The following is a 17,609-nucleotide window of genomic DNA, read 5'->3' on the forward strand; positions in this document are numbered from 1 at the left end:
TCAGGAAAACTCCCGGTAGTCATCATCAACGGCGTAACACAAATGTCTGAATACATCCGGAATCGCGCTTTGCACACGGTTCCAGCTGGGGATGAATGGCGTCTCCATCGGGTTTTCCAGAAAATGAAGGCCGGCTTTTAAAACATTTTCCGCGAATAATTCGACGGCCTTCTCTTCGTTATGCACATCAAATTTCAAACCATTGATGATCGCATCGTTACGATAGGTTTCGATAAAGTCCAGCGCAATTCGATAGTAGGTGGCTTTGATCGAACGAAAGGTTTCGGTCGAAAAGACAACACCATTGGTGGCCAGCTTGCGGAAAACTCCTTTGGCAATATCAATCGACATTTTTGACAATCCCGCTTGAGCGTCTTCGACGGATAAGTTCTGATGTTTATGATCATACTTATCAGCGATATCGACCTGGCATAACCGGTTCGTTGAATAATTACGATTCACTTCAGACAGCACGCCAATTTCCAGTCCCCAGTCGCTGGGGATTCGAATATCGTTAATTACATCGACGCGAAAAGAAAATTCACCCGCCAGTGGGTATCGATAGCTGTCCAGATATTCGAGATAATCCAGTGAACCCAGAATTTTTTTCAATGCACGCATTAAGGGCGTCACTAATAATCGAGTGACACGACCATTCATCTTGCTGTCGGCCACACGTGCGTAGTAGCCTTTACAGAATTGATAGTTAAAGCTGGGGTTGGCGACCGGATAAACCAATCGAGCGAGCATGCTGCGATCGTAGGTCAGAATATCACAATCATGCAGCGCGACCGACGATGTGGTTCCCTGCGCCAGAATATAGCCAAGGCAGTACCAGACGTTGCAGCCTTTCCCGAGTTCCTTGGGGGCCAGATCCTGTTCCTGCAGCATTCTGTTGACTGCCTGCAGTCGCGGGCCATCATTCCAGAGAATGCGATGATTCTGAGGCAGGCGACTGAAAAACTGGATCGCATGTTTGTATTGTGTTTCATCAGCCCGATCCAGGCCGATGACAATTTCGTGCAGATACTCGACTTTCGCCAGTTCCGTCACAATTTTGTCGAGGGCGGGCCCTTCCAGTTCGCTGTAAAGGCAAGGGAGTACCAGGCTCATCGGGCGGACTTCAGCAAATCGAACTAACTCGGCTTCCATCTCTTCCGTCGAACGTGAAGAGAGGTTGTGTAAAGTGGTAATGATACCGTTTTGGTAAAAGTCTCCCATACCAGACCTCCGTAATCAAAGCTTGAGCGCCAAAACCAGAATGATCGGGTCAGAAAGATCAGATCAGTGTTTCATCCAGTATTTGGGTTAACGCATTGGCCCATCCTTGTGGGCCTGTTTCTTCAGTAATGATGACCGAAGATTGCTTCTCAAGATCGGGTGGTTCATGATGGGACGAGCGCACAATGACGGCAATATCTGCTGCATTCAACATGGCAACGTCATTCTGACTATCGCCCAGTGCTACAAATGCAGGTTGTGCACCATACGAGTCAGTAAAACGCTCCCGTAACCAATGCAGACATTTTCCTTTGTCACACGCGCCAATCACATGCACAAACCGGCCACCTTTCAGCAGCCGCAGACCATGATTGGCAATCAGTGCTTCAAACTTACGCAATTGATGTGCCGAGTCCTGCCAAATTAGCGGTTCGGAGAATTCTCGGGTCATCGCCAGCTCGGAATCGGATTCCGATAATCCCGTATATGCAATGACTTCAGAGACTTCCATATCCGCAAATCCAGTGAACTGGAATTTTTCCTCTACCCGGATTTTTTGAATGAAAGAGAGTATTTCTGACCGACGTGCCCCTAAAATATGCACCTGATCTCCTGTTTTATGAGCAGTTTGCCCCTTCTGCTCCGCAGGCAGATAAATGGCCGAGCCATTTTCGACAACATAAGGATCTGTGTTCTGGAGCGTGGTGCGAAGAGAGGCTAATTCCGCAGCCGTTTTACTGGTATTCAAAATGAGGGGGATCCCCGTTGCGCGCAGACGTTCCATTACGGGAACCGCTGGTGCAAACGAATACGTATCGTGATCTAACAGGGTTCCGTCCAGGTCCGTCATTACAATCAGGGGAGGGACGTTATCTTTCATATCAGGAGATTTTACAGGCATCTGAAGAGAACTCAGGGTGAAAGAATAGATCCAGAAAATGAAACGCTGTGCTCATGACAGAGCGCTACAGCGATCATAACAGGATTGATGTCAGTAAACAAAGGGAGTACGAAACTCGGTCAAAACTGCTCGCTTTCTCTCTTTACGATCTAGACCAGTGTGATAGAACGCTCAGTTTTTTTTCGTGGTGCCAATTGCTAAACTGAGTTTAGAAAATATTTGAGAGGTTCTTTCTTCCCACCAGATGCAATCAGCGGATGCTTACTTATGCTCAGACGAATTCAGCAGCTTGTCCTGTTTTTTATCATTTCCAATCTTGCCTGGGAACTTCATGCTGAAAAGCCAGATACGCAGACGCTTCAAGAGCCGTGGCAGTCTCAATACACAGAGAAGAATGCCATTGGAAAGCATGTGCTGGGGCTATGGACCTTTGATGGAGAAACGCCAGGCGCCGATCTTTCCGGAAATCAGCAGATAGCTGCATTTGATGGTGCCGTCATTGAATCACAGGGACGATTCGGTGCCGCCTTGCGTTCGTTTCCGGGGTTTCCCGTAGAAGATAAACGGCACTGGGCGATGATAAAGGATTCTCCCCGTCTCTCTCCGCGCGGTGCATTTACTCTGGAGATGTGGATTAAGCTTGAGGACGATTTTGATAAAGCCTCTTCTGCTTTTCTGCTCGATAAAAAATATGTGAGCCATACCGACTACCAGTTGCTGTTTACTCGGGCAGGGCGATCCGGCACACGAACCTTGAAGGCGGTGCTGGGTTTTGGCGATGACTCAGAGACCTGGTATTCGAATCCGTTGAAGTTGGAAAAGGAAACCTGGTATCACGTTGCATTTATTTATAACGGCGCCGGTCGCGGGCGGTTTTTTATTAATGGGATTCCTCAAGGGGAGAAAACGATTACGAGCGCCGGGTCGATTACTCCCGGATCGAGAGCACTGACAATTGGTGATCGGAACGGGAGCAATTATGGTGGCTTTCCCGGACTGATTGATCAGGTGCGGATCAGCGAAGGGGAACTTGAATTTCGTCCCGTGCGTTTTGAACGTATTTCCCAGCGATCTTGTTTCATTCGCATGGAGCCGAAACGGACTCTCGATTTTGAGATCACGAATCTGCAGCGAACCCTGTTGCCGGAAGCGACAGTAACCTGGTCCTTGAATGGACTGGTTCAAGGAACGTCCACGTTGAAAAAACTGGAGCCTGGTCAGCCGCGAACTGTTTCGTTTCCTCTCAATACTGCATTGCGTCCTGACAAGTATGAATTGAAGGCTAAGTTGCAAGCAGGCACCGGGCAGGAATCAACTGCCGAAGCATCTTTTCCCATTCAGATTGTATCGCGACCTTTACCCGATCGGTTTCCAGTCGTGATGTGGGGCGCTGGGTTTGAGGAAATTGATCGACTCAAACAGATTGGCTTTACGCATGCGGTTGGAGTGCGTGCCAATTATTCCAAAATCTGGCAAGCGGAAAAGCCGACGTTGGCAGACACGGAAGAGAATGTGAAAAAACTGCGTGAAGGTTTGGATCGGGGGCTTGCGAATGGGGTTTCGTTTTATGCCTCGCTTTCACCTGGCGCCTATCTGCGCAGCCGGGAAAAATTACAACGGGTGAACCGCGACGGAACGCATCCCGCCAGTCGTGAAGATATCTGTCCGGTGGTTCCCGAGATCAAGCAGTATTGCTATAACGTCGGGGTCTCCATGGCGCAGACCTATGGCGATTATCCTGCGTTCGATTCTGCACTGTTGCATACAGAAGTTCGCGGGCATTCACGTCCCTGCTTTCATGATCATGATCGAGCTGCCTTCAAAAAATTTGCCGGGATTGAGATTCCGGCAGAAGCAGGACCGCCGCGAGGCGTTGATTATCGGCGTCTGAAGGACTTTCCTTCCAACCGGATTGTAAAAGACAACCATCCGCTTTACGTCTATTACAAATGGCACTGGAAAACCGGCGATGGCTGGAATGATCTTAATAGCGATCTGGAACGAGGATTAAATTCAACGGATAAAAAAATCTGGACCTGGTACGATCCCGCCATGCGAGTTGCCAGCGTGTTTGGATCTGGCGGAAATGTCGATTATCTTTCGCACTGGACGTATTCCTATCCTGATCCGATTCGAATCAATGTTGTCCTGGATGAACTGTTTGCGATGGCGCGCGGGTCCCGAAAGCATCAGGATGTAATGAAGATGACGCAGATCATCTGGTACCGTTCGCAAACCGCACCGCAAGCGAAAAAAACGGATCAGGAATCTCCACAGCAGGCGAGCTGGGAACGAGAGCAGCCTGATGCGCCGTTTATTACGATCGCGCCCCTGCATTTACGGGAAGCGTTCTGGGCCAAGATTTCGCGTCCGATTAAGGGGATCATGTATCATGGCTGGCAATCTTTAGTGCCCACGGAAACGACCGGCGGATATCGCTATACCAATCCTCAGACGCAGCATGAGTTGACACGCTTGATCCATGAAGTCGTCCAGCCATTAGGACCGGCATTGAAAATGATGCCGGGTGTGAAAAATGATATCGCCTTTTATGAGAGCTTTGCTGCACAGGTCTTTGCACGCAGGGGCACTTATGGCTGGAACGGTTACTGGCTGGGGGACGCGCATCAGATGCTGCAGTGGGCAGGGCTCCAGACTGATGTCGTCTTTGATGAGACAATCCAGCAGCACGGCCTCGATCAGTACAAAGTTCTGTTCATGATGGATTGCGACGTCATTACAGAATCGATTTTAAACGAAATTGAAGCCTTTCAGAAACGTGGGGGAATCGTCGTTGCCGATGAGCGCGTCGCCCCGGCGGTGAACGCAGATCTAGTGATTGCTTCCTACAAACGAACCGGCAAAGCAGACTTGGATAAACGGGAATTGCAGAAAAAAGCACAGGAAGTGCGTCAAGCACTGGCGGGAAAATATGTGAGGTCTGTCGATTCATCGAACTCCGATGTCATTCCCTATCATCGCCAGGGAAGCCACGCAGACTATATTTTCCTGGTGAATGATCACCGTGAATTTGGTAACTATGTCGGTCAACATGGGCGCGTGATGGAGAATGGCTTACCTGCGAAGACGACGTTGTCCCTGAACCGGCCAAAAGGGTATCTGTATGATCTGGTTCGGCATCAAGCTGTCGTGTTAAAAGCGTCATCAGGGAAACAGACTGCCTCGATCCAACTGGCGCCTGGGGCGGGTGGCATTTATCTGGCGACGGAACAACCACTGGAACGAGTTGAAGTGACTGCCCCCGAACAGTTGAAACGTGGAGAAAGTGGCGTGATTTCAGTGAAAGTTCTGGATCCGAACAATCAACCGGTCTCAGCCGTGATTCCCGTCGATGTGTCTATTGAGGATGCAGAAGGTCGCATTGCCGAGTTTTCCGGTTATCGGGCTCTGAAAGACGGCGTGCAGACGTTCCAGATTCAGATTGCACCCAATGACAAAGCAGGGATCTGGCGGGTGCGTGTCCGGGAGCTGGCTTCCGGCAAGGAGACTTCAGCCTACATGCGTGTGATCGATGACAACTCTGCAGTCAAATCGCATGGGCTGAATATAAAAGGCTTCAACCCCGAACAGCCAGCCGGCTAGCGGGGTAAGGGGGCCGCGCCTCCTGCCAGCTATCCCATCACTGCTGCTGAAATCTTTGGTCTGAGTCCGTCTCTGAAAAACGCAGATGGTTTATTGCTGCGCCTGGGTAACGCTTCAATACGACCTGTTTTGATAGAAACATGCCTCATCCTATGTTGTTTTATTCTTGAAATGCCAATCTTGAATTCACGAAACATTAATTTAAAAAATTATTTGTGTGGATGAGACCGTAGTGGCAGAGTCTTTATTTTCAGGGGATTCTGTAAAAGTTATTTCTTGAATTGCTCACAGGTTCTTAACAAACCAGCTCTAAGATGAGCATCAAACTGATTGTGTTTTTGACACGTCAGGTTAGAAAGTTTTCATTTTCACTATGAGCTGCGATTGGTTTCAGCATCAGGCTATTTGGGTGCACTGAAACCAAATTGCTGTAACGAAACGATGTCACAAATATCTCAACCTGCATTTTTACCTCAAGCTGCTTCAGAGCGATCGGAAGCGGTTGCGGGGAGTTTTCGGCAATCGCTGCAGGCAGCGTGGCTGGTTGACCCGAAATATGACCTGCTCTTTCTGGCGAATCTTGGCTGGCCTTTACTGGTTTTGTTTCAGTGGTGGGGCGGTCTGGAAATTCAAAGCGGCGTCAGCTTCTGGCAAATCTATTTCATCACGACGCCTCATCGTTGGATCACACCAGCGCTCCTGTTTCTGGAACGGGACCGACTGCAGGCCAATAAGATGAAATATATTTTGATCACGGTTTGCTTATTGACGATTCCCGTTGCGGTGAAGATTTCCACGGGTGCGCTGACTTGTTTGTTGACGATTGATTACATCTGGAATGCCTGGCATTTCGCCGCCCAGCACCATGGTATCTATAGTATCTATGGCAGAAAAACCGGCGGTATCTCTGCCCGTCGAGCCCGGATTGATAAATGGCTGATGCGCACGTTTTTACTGTATGTCACATTTCGAATTGCCAGCTGGGTCTCACTGGGATCAGCAGACAGTCAGGGATGGGGCATGCTGGATACTCTGTTCGCTGCCATTCCAGCCGGCATGATTTTACGCGAATTCTGGCAAATCCGTGCAGAAACGGTGGGGCGCTGTCTGTATTTCACCAGTGTGATGACGCTTTATTTGTCAATGTTAGGGGCGATTGTCGCGAAAAATCCGATGATGTTGCTGGTCTTGACCACGGCGTCCGCTCTCTTTCATTCCATTGAATATCTGGCAATCGTCAGCTGGTCAGTGGATCGCACGCAGAAGTCAGGCAAACCAACGACAGCACTGTTTACCCGTTTGATGCCTCGCTGGGGACTTGTATTAGCCGTCTTTATCGTCATTCTGGGAATGGGGGCCTGGCTGATGGAATCACATCTGCTGGAACTCTGGCTCACGGCGAATTTAATCATGGCGTTTCTGCACTATGCCTATGATGGCCTGATCTGGAAGTCACGGAGGCGCGTGCCCGCATGACAAGCCAGAAGAGGACATCACGAAATCAGGTGCAGACAGACAGCCGGGAAAGACTGCTGGAGCATCGCATTCAGACATCGCATCGAATGCTGGCATTGTCGACTGCGGGCATTGTGACGTGTGCCGTCGCCTGGTGGGTACAAAGTGTACGTGCTGAAGATGGATTGAGCGTGCCTTATGTTCGCGCTGATATCATTGCTGTCAGCTTTCTGTGCATGGTGCCTTGCACAATCCTGCTTGCAGAATCGATGTCTGGGGTTTTAAAACGAAATCATCGTTTGTTATTTTTGACCCTGGAGTTGATCTGTTTTCTCGGGACCACAGGGATTATTTATCTCGCGTTAACAGGAGATCAGACGAGTGTCACTCTGGATCAGGAAGATGCCTGGGAGTCATTCGTGTTGCGCCCGGCCATTGCCTTCTGGCTCCTGGTTACTTCGCTCTTACTTGCCGGAAATCTGTTTCGGTTTCAGGAATCAGCGTCTATATCACGTCCGGGAGTGATGGTCTGGTTGTTGGCTTGCATAACTGCACTGTTGATACCTGCATTTTATACCCAGTCGCGTGTCGATGAAATGGTAACGCAAACGGAAGAATATCTGGGAAGCGGACGATTAGGAGACGCGCGGCAACTGACACAGGAGATCTGTGTCTTGTCGCCTTGGGAGGAAATTGGCAGTACCTCTGCGGGAGATCTGGCACGGGATCTGGATCGGGACTGTTATGAAATCGAACGCAATCTGGCTTTTATGAGGAGGCGTCCCGTTCAAAGTGAAGAATTCACTTATCAACGGGCACGACTTCTATCAATTTTGGGACAGCGTACGGCAGCGGTCCGCTTGTTGGAGCCCTGGACCGGAAAATCAGAAGCCAGCCCACTAAGTTATCAGCTACTGGGAAACATCTACCAACATCAAGAGAATTGGGGGGAAAGCGAGCGGAACTATCAACGGGCACTTAAAGCCTGGAAAAAACTACCGCGTTCAGAGCAGCAACAGGCGGGAATCGTCGCCGCCTGGAAAGGGATAGCATTTGCTGAAAGGAAAAGAGGGAACTATGCGGAAGCGGAAGCTGCGTATTTATCGGCGTTATCACTGGTTCCCACAGCGGACCAGCATTTTCTACTCGCCCAATTTTATGAAGACACACAACAGACGACAAAAGCACGAGATCATGTTCAACAGGCGATGGCGCTCAATGCGGCTCGCTATGCCATCCCTGGAAAAAAACTGATTTCATCCTTGCAGCAACAGCACTTTGGTTGTCTGAATGTCTGGCGGAATGGACGTCTCTGAAATGGATCAGTGAAGCTGTTGTCAGATCACGAAGTGTGAGCCCATTGAGAGAGGTCTGCTTCCAACCCGGATCTGGTTGGCGCAGTGAATCAGTTATTGAAATTATTTTTAATTGGAGAAGAAGTATATGCAACATTCACGAATTCAGAAACAGATGCGACAGAAATGGCGTCGCGGTTTTACATTGATCGAATTATTGGTAGTGATTGCCATCATTGCCATCTTGATTGCCCTGTTATTACCGGCCGTTCAGCAGGCACGCGAGGCCGCACGCCGGTCACAGTGTAAGAATAACTTAAAGCAGTATGGTCTGGCGTTGCACAATCACCTGGATACTTTTGGTGCATTTCCGCCGGGGTATGTTTGTTATGATGACTCTGGGAACAGATTTAAAACTGGTGGCTGGCAGCATGGCCAAGACGGTTTTGGCTTCCATTGGCTCGTCATGTTGCTGCCCTATATGGAGCAACCTGGACTGTGGGACCAGATTACAACTTGTGCAGATGATCTCAAATCAAGATCGGATGGGAAGGCGAATCCCTGGGACCATTGTGAGTATTTGTCCCCGGCGCACATTGGCCGGAAACGTCTGCCCGCTATCACCCACTGTCCTTCTGCCCCGAGAGACAACTCCTATTATAGTGATGGCGGATATGGTCTGGAATCGTTAGCCAAGGGGAATAACTATGCTGCCAGTTGGGGATCCGGCAATATGTTATCCTGGGAAAGCCGAACAACCCGAGGGGCCTTTGGTTGTTATTTTTCGACTGCCAGTGAAATTGCAATTCCCTCCGGTGGTTCGGGCGATTTATTCCAACAGGGTAACGGCACGACAGACAGTGATTTTGTCGATGGCATGAGTAATACCGTTGCTGTCAGTGAAATTGTGGGTACGGATGGTTTTTCCGCGGGTACGAGTGTCGATATCCGGGGTGTCTGGTTGTCACCAGCGATGGGAGCAACGATCTTTACCGCTTATAATAACCCCAATGCGCGGGTCGCTGATGTGCTGGCTGGTTGTGACACGTCCATCCCTGCAGATACGAGTCCCTACCTTACCTGTACCGAAGAGCGGTCTACAGCCGATGTATATGCAGCTGCTCGCAGTTACCATACGGGGGGAGTCAATGCCCTGATGGCCGACGGCGCAGTTCGTTTCATCAGTGAAAATGTGGACAACGCGGCGATCTGGCGGCCGTTGAACACAATTCGAAATGGCGAAACGATCGGCGAATTTTAAACGAGTGTGAGCTTCAAAAGTACGCTACAGGCGATGTTGTCTGTAGCGTTACTTTTTTCAGAAATACTTTCGTAAGCGAGTGGAAGATGAAAAACTGGATTTTATGTTTGGTTTCCTGCGTACTGGCAGGCTGTGGTGGTGGAGGTGTGCCTGAGCCAACGGTAGAAGAACATGTTTATGCGCATGTGGTGGGTCTTGGCGATGCAAGTGGCAGCGAAAAAATGTTTCAGTCTGCGTTTGTTACCGGTGCAGTTCCCCAGAATCGGAAAGATTATGGGAAGTATGTGTACGTCATCGACGGGACTGCAGAAATCGACGGCGATGAAGCCACCGTGCCCGTCAAAATTATCGCGGGAATGGTTGTGTCCCCTAAAGGGGCTCAGGGAAAAACGGCTGAGCAGACAGAAACCAAAATGACCTGGAAGCTGAAACGCGAAGGGGAAGAGTGGAAAATCAAAGAAGCACCGCTCCCCGGGTAACCTGTTATTCTTGCCTATGAATTGCTGTGCCGTTGAACGTTGCCGATTTTCGAGGTGTATTGTTGAAGCTGGTTAACGGCAAACAGAGACTTGCGCTGATCGTCATCATGTTTTTGATTCTGACGGCGATCACCGTTTCCTGCACTGATGACAAGCCGCGTCCCTCGCAAAGGGAAAGCCAAACTGGTAACAGTCAGCAAGCAACCAGTCCCGTTTCTGGTCGCGATCCTGAGTCCGTCTGGAAGCAGTTTCTGACTGCGAACTTTGCCGGCGATTTAGCCTGCGCGGAATGTCACCGCAAGGAATATGAAGCACATCAGCGCTCCGGCCATTCGCATACTTCGGTTCTGATGTCGAAAAGCAATCTGGCGGGTCGACTTGCTCAAATGAGTGCCTACGAAGATCCCCGAAGAGATCAGAGATGGCTGTTCGCAATACGTGACGATCAATTCACGGTACAGGATGAGACGCACCCAACGATGCCTGCGTTGTCGGTCAGCTGGCTGCTCGGTTCCGGCACCCATGCGCAGACGGCAATTGCCGTTGATGAACAACGACGTCAGGGGGTGGAATTGCGCTGGTCCTGGTTTGCGAATTTTAAAGGTCTGGGACTGACACCCGACCATGAGCAGTATGACGTTTATAACCGTAACAGCATCGAATGTTTTGGACGTCCGATGCAGGCTGCGGATGTGTCAGCCTGCCTGGGATGTCACATGACGGTCGGGCCGCCTCCCGGCGCGCCATTCCGGCCAGAGTTTTTTATTCCTAACGTCGGTTGTGAACGTTGTCACGGTCCCCGGCAACAGCACGTCGAACTGGCAAAGATCGGCCGTGGCGACGAAAGTAAGCCGCTCATCAACTACCAGAACGCTGAGGAGTACATTACTGCGTGCGCCCAGTGCCATCGGGATGAAAGTAATATTTCCGCAACAGCCGAACCACATGAACTGGTCCGTTTCCAACCTTATGGCTTAAAGAAAAGCAAATGTTATCTGAATTCCCAAGGCCAGCTTTCGTGCGCGTACTGTCACGATCCCCACGATGCGACCTCACACAACCGGAGAGAATACAACCAGCAATGCCAGTCCTGTCATCAAGTTGCAGATCATTCGACTGTCTGCCCCGTAAAGCCACAGGGAGACTGCATCGAATGCCACATGCCGGCCGTCGAATGGACCGCCGGCATCAAGTTCCATGACCACTGGATTCGAAAACCGGCAAAATAGAGCCGACTGTAGACTAATTTTATCAATTCGCGATGAAACGAATCGGGAATTCTACATTCTTTCGTTTTTCACTGTAAGTTTGCGTCTAGTTAACAGGAGTTTGGTACTGTTCTTCTGGTCAAATCTTAGATGCTGTTATGTGTCTATGTGCTTCTTTCAGGTTTCAGAAAAGGGAGAAACGATGATGGGATGGAAAAAAGGGAGACTCAAAGTGGGAATGCTGGCGCTGGCCTGCATGCTAATGGGAGCGCCAGCTTATGGAGATCCAGGAGACATCTGGGGAATGATTGCTGGAGAAGTAGACGTGTATTCTTCGGTCAGTACTGGGACTCCCGGTGCTTCTGAAACGGGAACAACTTATGATTCCATCCTTGGTACACATGGAGTCTCTGACCAATATTGGGCAGCCTATGTCGCTTCGCTGGGAAATTCTCTGTATAGCGTTACGTGCGGCTCGAATGTGGACGAGCAGGAAGTCATTGACTTTAGTTTGAGCGCTACTACTGTGATCGATGCATCTACGGCAGAGTATGATGCTTCGTACGAACTGTTACATGACACCGGCGGATCGAATACGACGACAGTTCACGTAAAATATCGATATACATCGGCAGGAGATTCCCATGGTCTCTCTTATGTGAAGATAAGAAAGAATAATAATGTCGTGCTCAGTATCCAGGCGGGGACTGATGAAGTCGTAGTCAAAGATGGAAGTGGAAACACTTTGGAAAGCTTTATTCCAAATCAGAATTACTACAACCATAATTTTCTCTTTGAGAGAACGTATCCACTAACTTTTACTACCGGGGATACATTGCGCCTGACTGGTTATGTCCATGTACAAGCCAGCGAAGATGGATCTGATTTATCAACTCTGGACGTCGATGTTTCCACAATCGGACCTACATAAGAATAGAACGTACACCTGAGCTTTCAATGTGAGTTCAGATTCTCTGTATTGCTATTGCCAAGACAGAGAAAGCAATCAACGGGAAAACGGCACTGCTATTGATTCAGCAGTGTCGTTTTTAATTTTCCAGGTCAGATTAACCGATAATATCGCGGCGTTGGGAGACGTAGTCCCAGACGACGTAGCGGTCGAGGTCGCGGCCGGCAGTGAAGAAGACGCGGCCCTGCGTTGCTTCGGCCAATCGGTGGGCAAACTGGATGTCTTCGCTGGATTGGGACCAACTGGGAATCAGGAAGATGTTAATGGTGATGCCTTCGCGCTGGCACAGATGGGCTTCGCGCATCGTGGCGGCTTCGGTTTGCGGATCGGGCGGATATAACAGATACAGCATTTCGCCTTCGAAGTGTGCGGTGGGCAAGCCGTCGGTGATCAGGATGATCTGCCGGTTGGGCGTGTCCTGCGTTGAGAGGAAGTGCCGGGAGAGCTGGAGACCATGTTGAATATTCGTAAAGTGCGGCGGCACGATCTGCTCGCTGATTTTTTCGTCGCTCATGTCCACTTTCAAGCGGACGACCGGATCAAAGATCGTGACCGGTTTCGGCATCAGCTCGACGATCTCGCCTGCGGTTCGCGGTTTTGCGAAGGAGTACATTTCGATGAACTGCAGATAATCACCGGGAAATTCACCGCGGATTAATGCTTCGAGCGCCAGCCCCATCTGTTTCACATTGACGTATTGTCCTTCGTAACGCATGGAGCCGCTCATGTCCATCAACACTGTCGTGGCGCATTTGGGCGCGTTGCGTGTTTTATGAATCACCAGGTCGTCTGACTTCAGTTGGATCGGAAATCCCGGTCCATCTCGCAGTATGGCGTTCGTGAAGGATTGCACGATATCCATGTTCGTGACCGAATCCCCGAACTCATACGGTTTGGTGCTGGGTAGTTCAACGGCGCCTTCTCCAACGACCGGGCCACTGTGGCGTCCAGTACGCGATGCCTGCAGGTCGCTGAAGATTCGCTCAAGGATGCGGCTCTGGAACAGGCGATACGCTTTGGGAGTCAGGCGGAACTGGCCTTTGGAGAATTCGAGTCCCTGCTGATCAGCCATTTCGCGCATCAGATCCCGAACCTGTTTCTGCAATGCCTCCAGTGTTTCCATATCGCCTGGCTGGGTGAATTCGGACAGCGCTTCCATATCGATGATCGCGATCTGTGCGGTCTCGCGAGCTTCTTCCAATTGCTTGAGCAGTTCGTCGATCTTTTCCAGTTCCGCTTTGATCTCCAGCGCTTCGGGAATGGTCATTGAAGTACGACCGGTGAAATGATAACTGGCTGCCAGCTCGTCAATTTCGTACTTGTCCCCCAGTCGATCAACGAGTTGAACCAGACCTTGTGAGAACGGGCTCTGATCATCGTTGACTTTGTACCAGAGTCGTTCCAGGTCGTAGATCTGCTCTTCGTGAACCGCTTGATGAAAATAGTCTTTGACCCGTTTCGGGGGCTGCATATGTTTCGCATAGTCGCGATAGCTGCGGCGGGCTTTTTTACGGACGCTGTCGGTTTCATAGGTTTCGAGGATTTTTCGTTTGCGTTCTTCCAACATTGCGACCAGCGCATCCAGACTGGGACCGAGACCGGCGATCTGGCTGGGGTCCAGGCGAATGGCGCGGGCCAGTTCTTCCTCGGTCAGTTCCCGCATCGAGCCATAGTACATCATATGTTCGAGCGCAGGAGAGACCAGGTCAGGGGGCGGCTGCATTGGATCGGGGATGCGTTTGGGATCATACTTCTGGTATGTATGAATAATGCCGCCGGTAAGTCGTTTATCAGTCATAATGGTGTCTCGATCTCTCTGAGGAGAGTGATTTGAGAACGGAATGTCGATCAGGTTTCATACGTAATGCGGCCATGATCCTGCGAGCGTGAAATTTTGCTGTTGGCATACAGGCCGGCCAGCACGAACTCGATACAGGACGCCCGAATCGCTTCATCTCCGGACGCGTTGACTTCAAAGGCTTTGTCCCAGATGGGAGGGACCCGTTTAAGTCGCTCTGCGTATTGCGATGAAGGCAGCATATCCCCGACTTCGATTTTAATTCCTTGCGCAAAGATTTCGCTGATCTCTGCCAGACCATGTTCGACGATATATTCCTGAAACACATCTTGAATCGCCTGGGCAATGATCGCATCGAGTACCTGCCGCTCGGACATCTGGCTGGCTCCCATCAGATCCAGTTCCAGTTTGCCTAATGAAGACGAGTAGAGGTGTCCCAGATCGCTGATGCGGGGGACGGATGGTTTTTCGCCGAGAACCGCGCCGCGACGACGGGCTGAGGCGACCATCATACGATAGTTGGCGATGCTGAAGCGGGCACTCACGCCGGAATCGTGGTCTACATATTTGGAGGCCCGGGCGGCGACGGTGATCTGTTCGACAATTTCCCGCATGAAATAAGGGACGACGACCGGCACATCGCCTTCCAGTTCGACGTTTGCTTCCTGTTCCATAATTTCAATGCCCAGGCTGCGTTCGCGAGGGTAATGCGTGTGAATGACTGAGCCAATCCGGTCTTTAAGCTGCGGGATCACTTTTCCGCTGCGGTTGAATGTGGACGGATTGGAAGAGAACAGAATCAGCATGTCGAGATCGAAGCGAATAGGATAGCCGCGAATCTGGACGTCGCGTTCTTCCAAGATATTAAACAGGCCGACCTGCACGAGTTCGTCCAGTTCCGGCAGTTCATTCATGGCAAAAATGCCGCGATGCATGCGGGGAATCAGTCCGAAGTGCAGGGCACTTTCCGCCGACATGCTTTCGCCGTGTGCGAGTTTGGCGGGATCGATTTCTCCAATGACGTCGGCGAATTTGGTTCCGGGGGCCAGGCGTTCGGCGTAGCGGTCTTCGCGGGACCACCAGCCGATCGGCACTTCTTCGTCGGGAGTGTTGGCCAGGCAGGTTCGCCCGGCGGTGGTGATGGGCTGGTAGGGATCATCGTGCACGGGGGAATCGGGAATGTTGAGATATGGAATTTCAGGATCGAGAAAGCGGACGAGCAACCGCATGATGCGGCTTTTGGCCTGGCCTTTTTCTCCCAGGAAAAGCATGTCATGTTCCGAAAGTAACGCCAGCACGATATCCGGAATGACGGTGTCATCATAGCCGACGATGCCGGGAAAGAGTTCGTCGCTGCTTTGCAGGGCACGCATTAAGTTATCATATATTTCGCGTTTGACAGTTTTGCTTTGCCAACCGCTTTCGCGAAGTTCCGCCAGATTGGTGGGACGATTCATAAAGTATTCTCATTCTGCTGTGATGAAGCGGGATAGTAGTTCTCAGACATGACTGTTCTGAACAGGTCAGACAAGTCGACTCGTCAGCTGAAAAGAGCGAGGCTCTCTTTATCATAGACGAAACAGGCGCGGCGGCTATAGTGCAGTTGTTCAGGAGTTCTGGATTCAGTGAAAAAGGATTCTCGCCTCCTGATTTCAATCGCCTTTGAGATCGCTGATGTTATCGGAATTCAGGTAGGCAATGATGTGTGCGGTGGTGCCTTGTCCCGCTTGTGATTCCAGCCAGAACTTTCCTTTAATAAGCGACAGACGAAACTCGACATTGCTGAGACCGATTCCACTGGCATCCGAAAGCTGGTGATCAAGTTGGTCTGTGTCAAAGCCAATTCCCTGATCTGAGACAGTCACTTCAATATCCTGGTTCGGCAAGTGTTTCAAACTGACATGTGCTTGATCCGTTTGTGAATGCTTGACGACATTAAACAGCAGCTCGCGGATGCATTCATATAAAACAATTTTTGTGGTTTCACTTTGCGGATTGGCGCGTCGATCGAGGTCGAGCGTTACGTCAAGCTTATAACGTTCTTTCATGTTATGAGCTAACCACTCCAGGGCGGTTGCCAGGCCTTCTTCGTGTAAGACTACCGGATTCAACTCTGCTGTTAAAGAACGTGTGATTTCGAGACCTTGATTCAGTAACTCATCAGCGCGAATCAGTGTCTGTTTGATGTCTTCATCTTTCGTATCATTTTTAGCAATATCGAGGTGAATACGGACGCCGACCAGGACTTGTTGCAGATGATCATGCAGGATATTCGCAAGATTGCGGCGTTCCTGCTGCCCGGCGACAGCGATAGCGCGGGATAATTCATTCTGTTGTTGCTCTGCCTGCTTGCGTTCGCTGATATCGGCGATAATTCCGGCAAAGATACCAAATTGAGGAATGTCGGTCACCGAAAGTTCAATCGGGAAGGTCGTTCCATCACGGCGGCAGGCTTGCAGTTCGCGTCTGGCCCCTACGATTTCTGATTCCCCGGTTTCCAGGTAATGCGCGATGTATTCGTCGTGATGTTTTCGAGTCGGGAGAGAAGTCAATAAACTGACATTTTGATCGATGATTTCCTGGGCTTGATAGCCAAACATTTTCTCAGCAGCCGGGTTAAACGATTGGATAAGGCCTTTGCGGTTGATTGTGATCACCGCTTCAATGGCAGTATCCACAATGGCTTTGAGCTGTGCCTGTGTCTGGCGTAATTCGCTGGAGACAGTTCTGTTTTGCAGGATCCGTTTCAAGGAAGCGCGAAATAAATCGGGGTCGATCGGTTTGACAAAATAGTCGGCAATACCGTTTCGGAAAGCGATGATCATGTTTTCAATTCTGTGTTGAGATGTGACCACCAGTAACTCGGCATGGGGCGCCCGTTGTTTTAACAGGGGGAGAAGTTCATCAATTCTTCCATCAGGAAGATCGTGTTCAAGAATAATCAGGAAATAGTCAGACCAGTTATCCCGGTCCAGCATTTGGGCCTGTGTTTCCGCGATATCTATGCGATATCCGTCTTTCATCAAGACCTGGATCAACTGAGACCGTGATTCTGAATCTGGTTCTACCAGCAAAACTGGTAAGCCTTGTGGATTACGCATGCTGGACGGATTATCTCCGGATGTTAAATTCAAGGGGTTCCCTTTGGTCTCGATTACTACTTCAAAATACCGATTCGCACTGAGTCTGTAAACAAGATCCCGTGAGTTTGCTCACCAGTTGGAATTTGTCTGGGGAATTCCCCTACTCAATTTCGGAAAGATTCCCCGTTTTCAAAAATGACAAAGTCGGTATTGTAATGCACAATGGGGTGATTCGCTTCAGAAATGCGTTTCGCAATCAGCAATGGTACTCCCTTTGTTGTAGCGAAACAGAATGGAAATTAACAGAAAATTCACGTTCGAAGTTCGTTTTCAGG

The 17,609-nt window shown here is 50.1% G+C and carries 12 protein-coding genes; 7 read left to right on the forward strand and 5 right to left on the reverse strand.

Annotation, left to right across the window (positions count from 1 at the left end; all coding sequences use genetic code 11):
• Together Enr17x_RS07835 and Enr17x_RS07840 are read right to left on the reverse strand one after the other, a co-directional pair.
• Entirely contained in the window at positions 1-1,221 is a 1,221-nt protein-coding gene (locus Enr17x_RS07835) for a glycosyltransferase family protein (protein WP_145307536.1), read from the reverse strand.
• Between the two features lie 58 nt (positions 1,222-1,279).
• Entirely contained in the window at positions 1,280-2,122 is an 843-nt protein-coding gene (locus tag Enr17x_RS07840) for an HAD-IIB family hydrolase (RefSeq protein WP_145307538.1), read from the reverse strand.
• A gap of 267 nt (positions 2,123-2,389) precedes the next feature.
• On the opposite strand from Enr17x_RS07840, the gene Enr17x_RS07845 reads away from it, so the two are divergent.
• The 7 genes from Enr17x_RS07845 to Enr17x_RS07875 all read left to right on the forward strand — a co-directional run bounded on the left by Enr17x_RS07845 (position 2,390) and on the right by Enr17x_RS07875 (position 12,354).
• On the forward strand, positions 2,390-5,725 hold the full coding sequence (locus Enr17x_RS07845) for a LamG-like jellyroll fold domain-containing protein (RefSeq protein ID WP_145307540.1): 3,336 nt from the start codon (positions 2,390-2,392) through the stop codon (positions 5,723-5,725).
• Between the two features lie 441 nt (positions 5,726-6,166).
• Positions 6,167-7,201, forward strand: coding sequence for a hypothetical protein (locus tag Enr17x_RS07850; protein ID WP_145307542.1), 1,035 nt, complete (start codon positions 6,167-6,169; stop codon positions 7,199-7,201).
• On the forward strand, positions 7,198-8,496 hold the full coding sequence (locus Enr17x_RS07855) for a tetratricopeptide repeat protein (RefSeq protein WP_145307544.1): 1,299 nt from the start codon (positions 7,198-7,200) through the stop codon (positions 8,494-8,496). Before Enr17x_RS07850 ends, Enr17x_RS07855 begins: the two co-directional genes overlap by 4 nt.
• 127 nt (positions 8,497-8,623) lie before the next feature.
• Positions 8,624-9,736, forward strand: a complete 1,113-nt coding sequence (locus tag Enr17x_RS07860; RefSeq protein ID WP_145307546.1) for a DUF1559 domain-containing protein — start codon at positions 8,624-8,626, stop codon at positions 9,734-9,736.
• Positions 9,737-9,822: 86 nt separating this feature from the next.
• A complete protein-coding gene (locus tag Enr17x_RS07865) occupies positions 9,823-10,215 on the forward strand; it encodes a hypothetical protein (RefSeq protein WP_145307548.1) in 393 nt (130 codons plus the stop codon).
• A gap of 26 nt (positions 10,216-10,241) precedes the next feature.
• Positions 10,242-11,444 carry a multiheme c-type cytochrome gene (locus Enr17x_RS07870; RefSeq protein WP_145307550.1) on the forward strand — a complete coding sequence of 401 codons (1,203 nt, stop codon included), beginning with the start codon at positions 10,242-10,244 and terminating at the stop codon, positions 11,442-11,444.
• Between the two features lie 181 nt (positions 11,445-11,625).
• A complete protein-coding gene (locus tag Enr17x_RS07875; protein WP_145307552.1) occupies positions 11,626-12,354 on the forward strand; it encodes a hypothetical protein in 729 nt (242 codons plus the stop codon).
• Positions 12,355-12,490: 136 nt separating this feature from the next.
• Here the strand turns inward: Enr17x_RS07875 and Enr17x_RS07880 are convergent, their stop codons facing one another.
• From Enr17x_RS07880 to Enr17x_RS07890, 3 genes are all read right to left on the reverse strand, one after another.
• Complete coding sequence (locus Enr17x_RS07880; RefSeq protein WP_145307554.1) at positions 12,491-14,191, reverse strand: vWA domain-containing protein; 1,701 nt, start codon at positions 14,189-14,191, stop codon at positions 12,491-12,493.
• A 50-nt stretch (positions 14,192-14,241) separates the two neighbouring features.
• Complete coding sequence (locus tag Enr17x_RS07885) at positions 14,242-15,648, reverse strand: magnesium chelatase (RefSeq protein ID WP_145307556.1); 1,407 nt, start codon at positions 15,646-15,648, stop codon at positions 14,242-14,244.
• A 195-nt stretch (positions 15,649-15,843) separates the two neighbouring features.
• Positions 15,844-17,292: a PAS domain S-box protein gene (locus Enr17x_RS07890; protein WP_145307558.1), complete on the reverse strand. Its 1,449-nt coding sequence runs from the start codon at positions 17,290-17,292 to the stop codon at positions 15,844-15,846.
• Positions 17,293-17,609: the final 317 nt, after the last annotated feature.

Origin of the sequence: Gimesia fumaroli, assembly GCF_007754425.1 — a bacterium.
In the GTDB taxonomy this organism is placed as follows: Bacteria; Planctomycetota; Planctomycetia; order Planctomycetales; family Planctomycetaceae; genus Gimesia; species Gimesia fumaroli.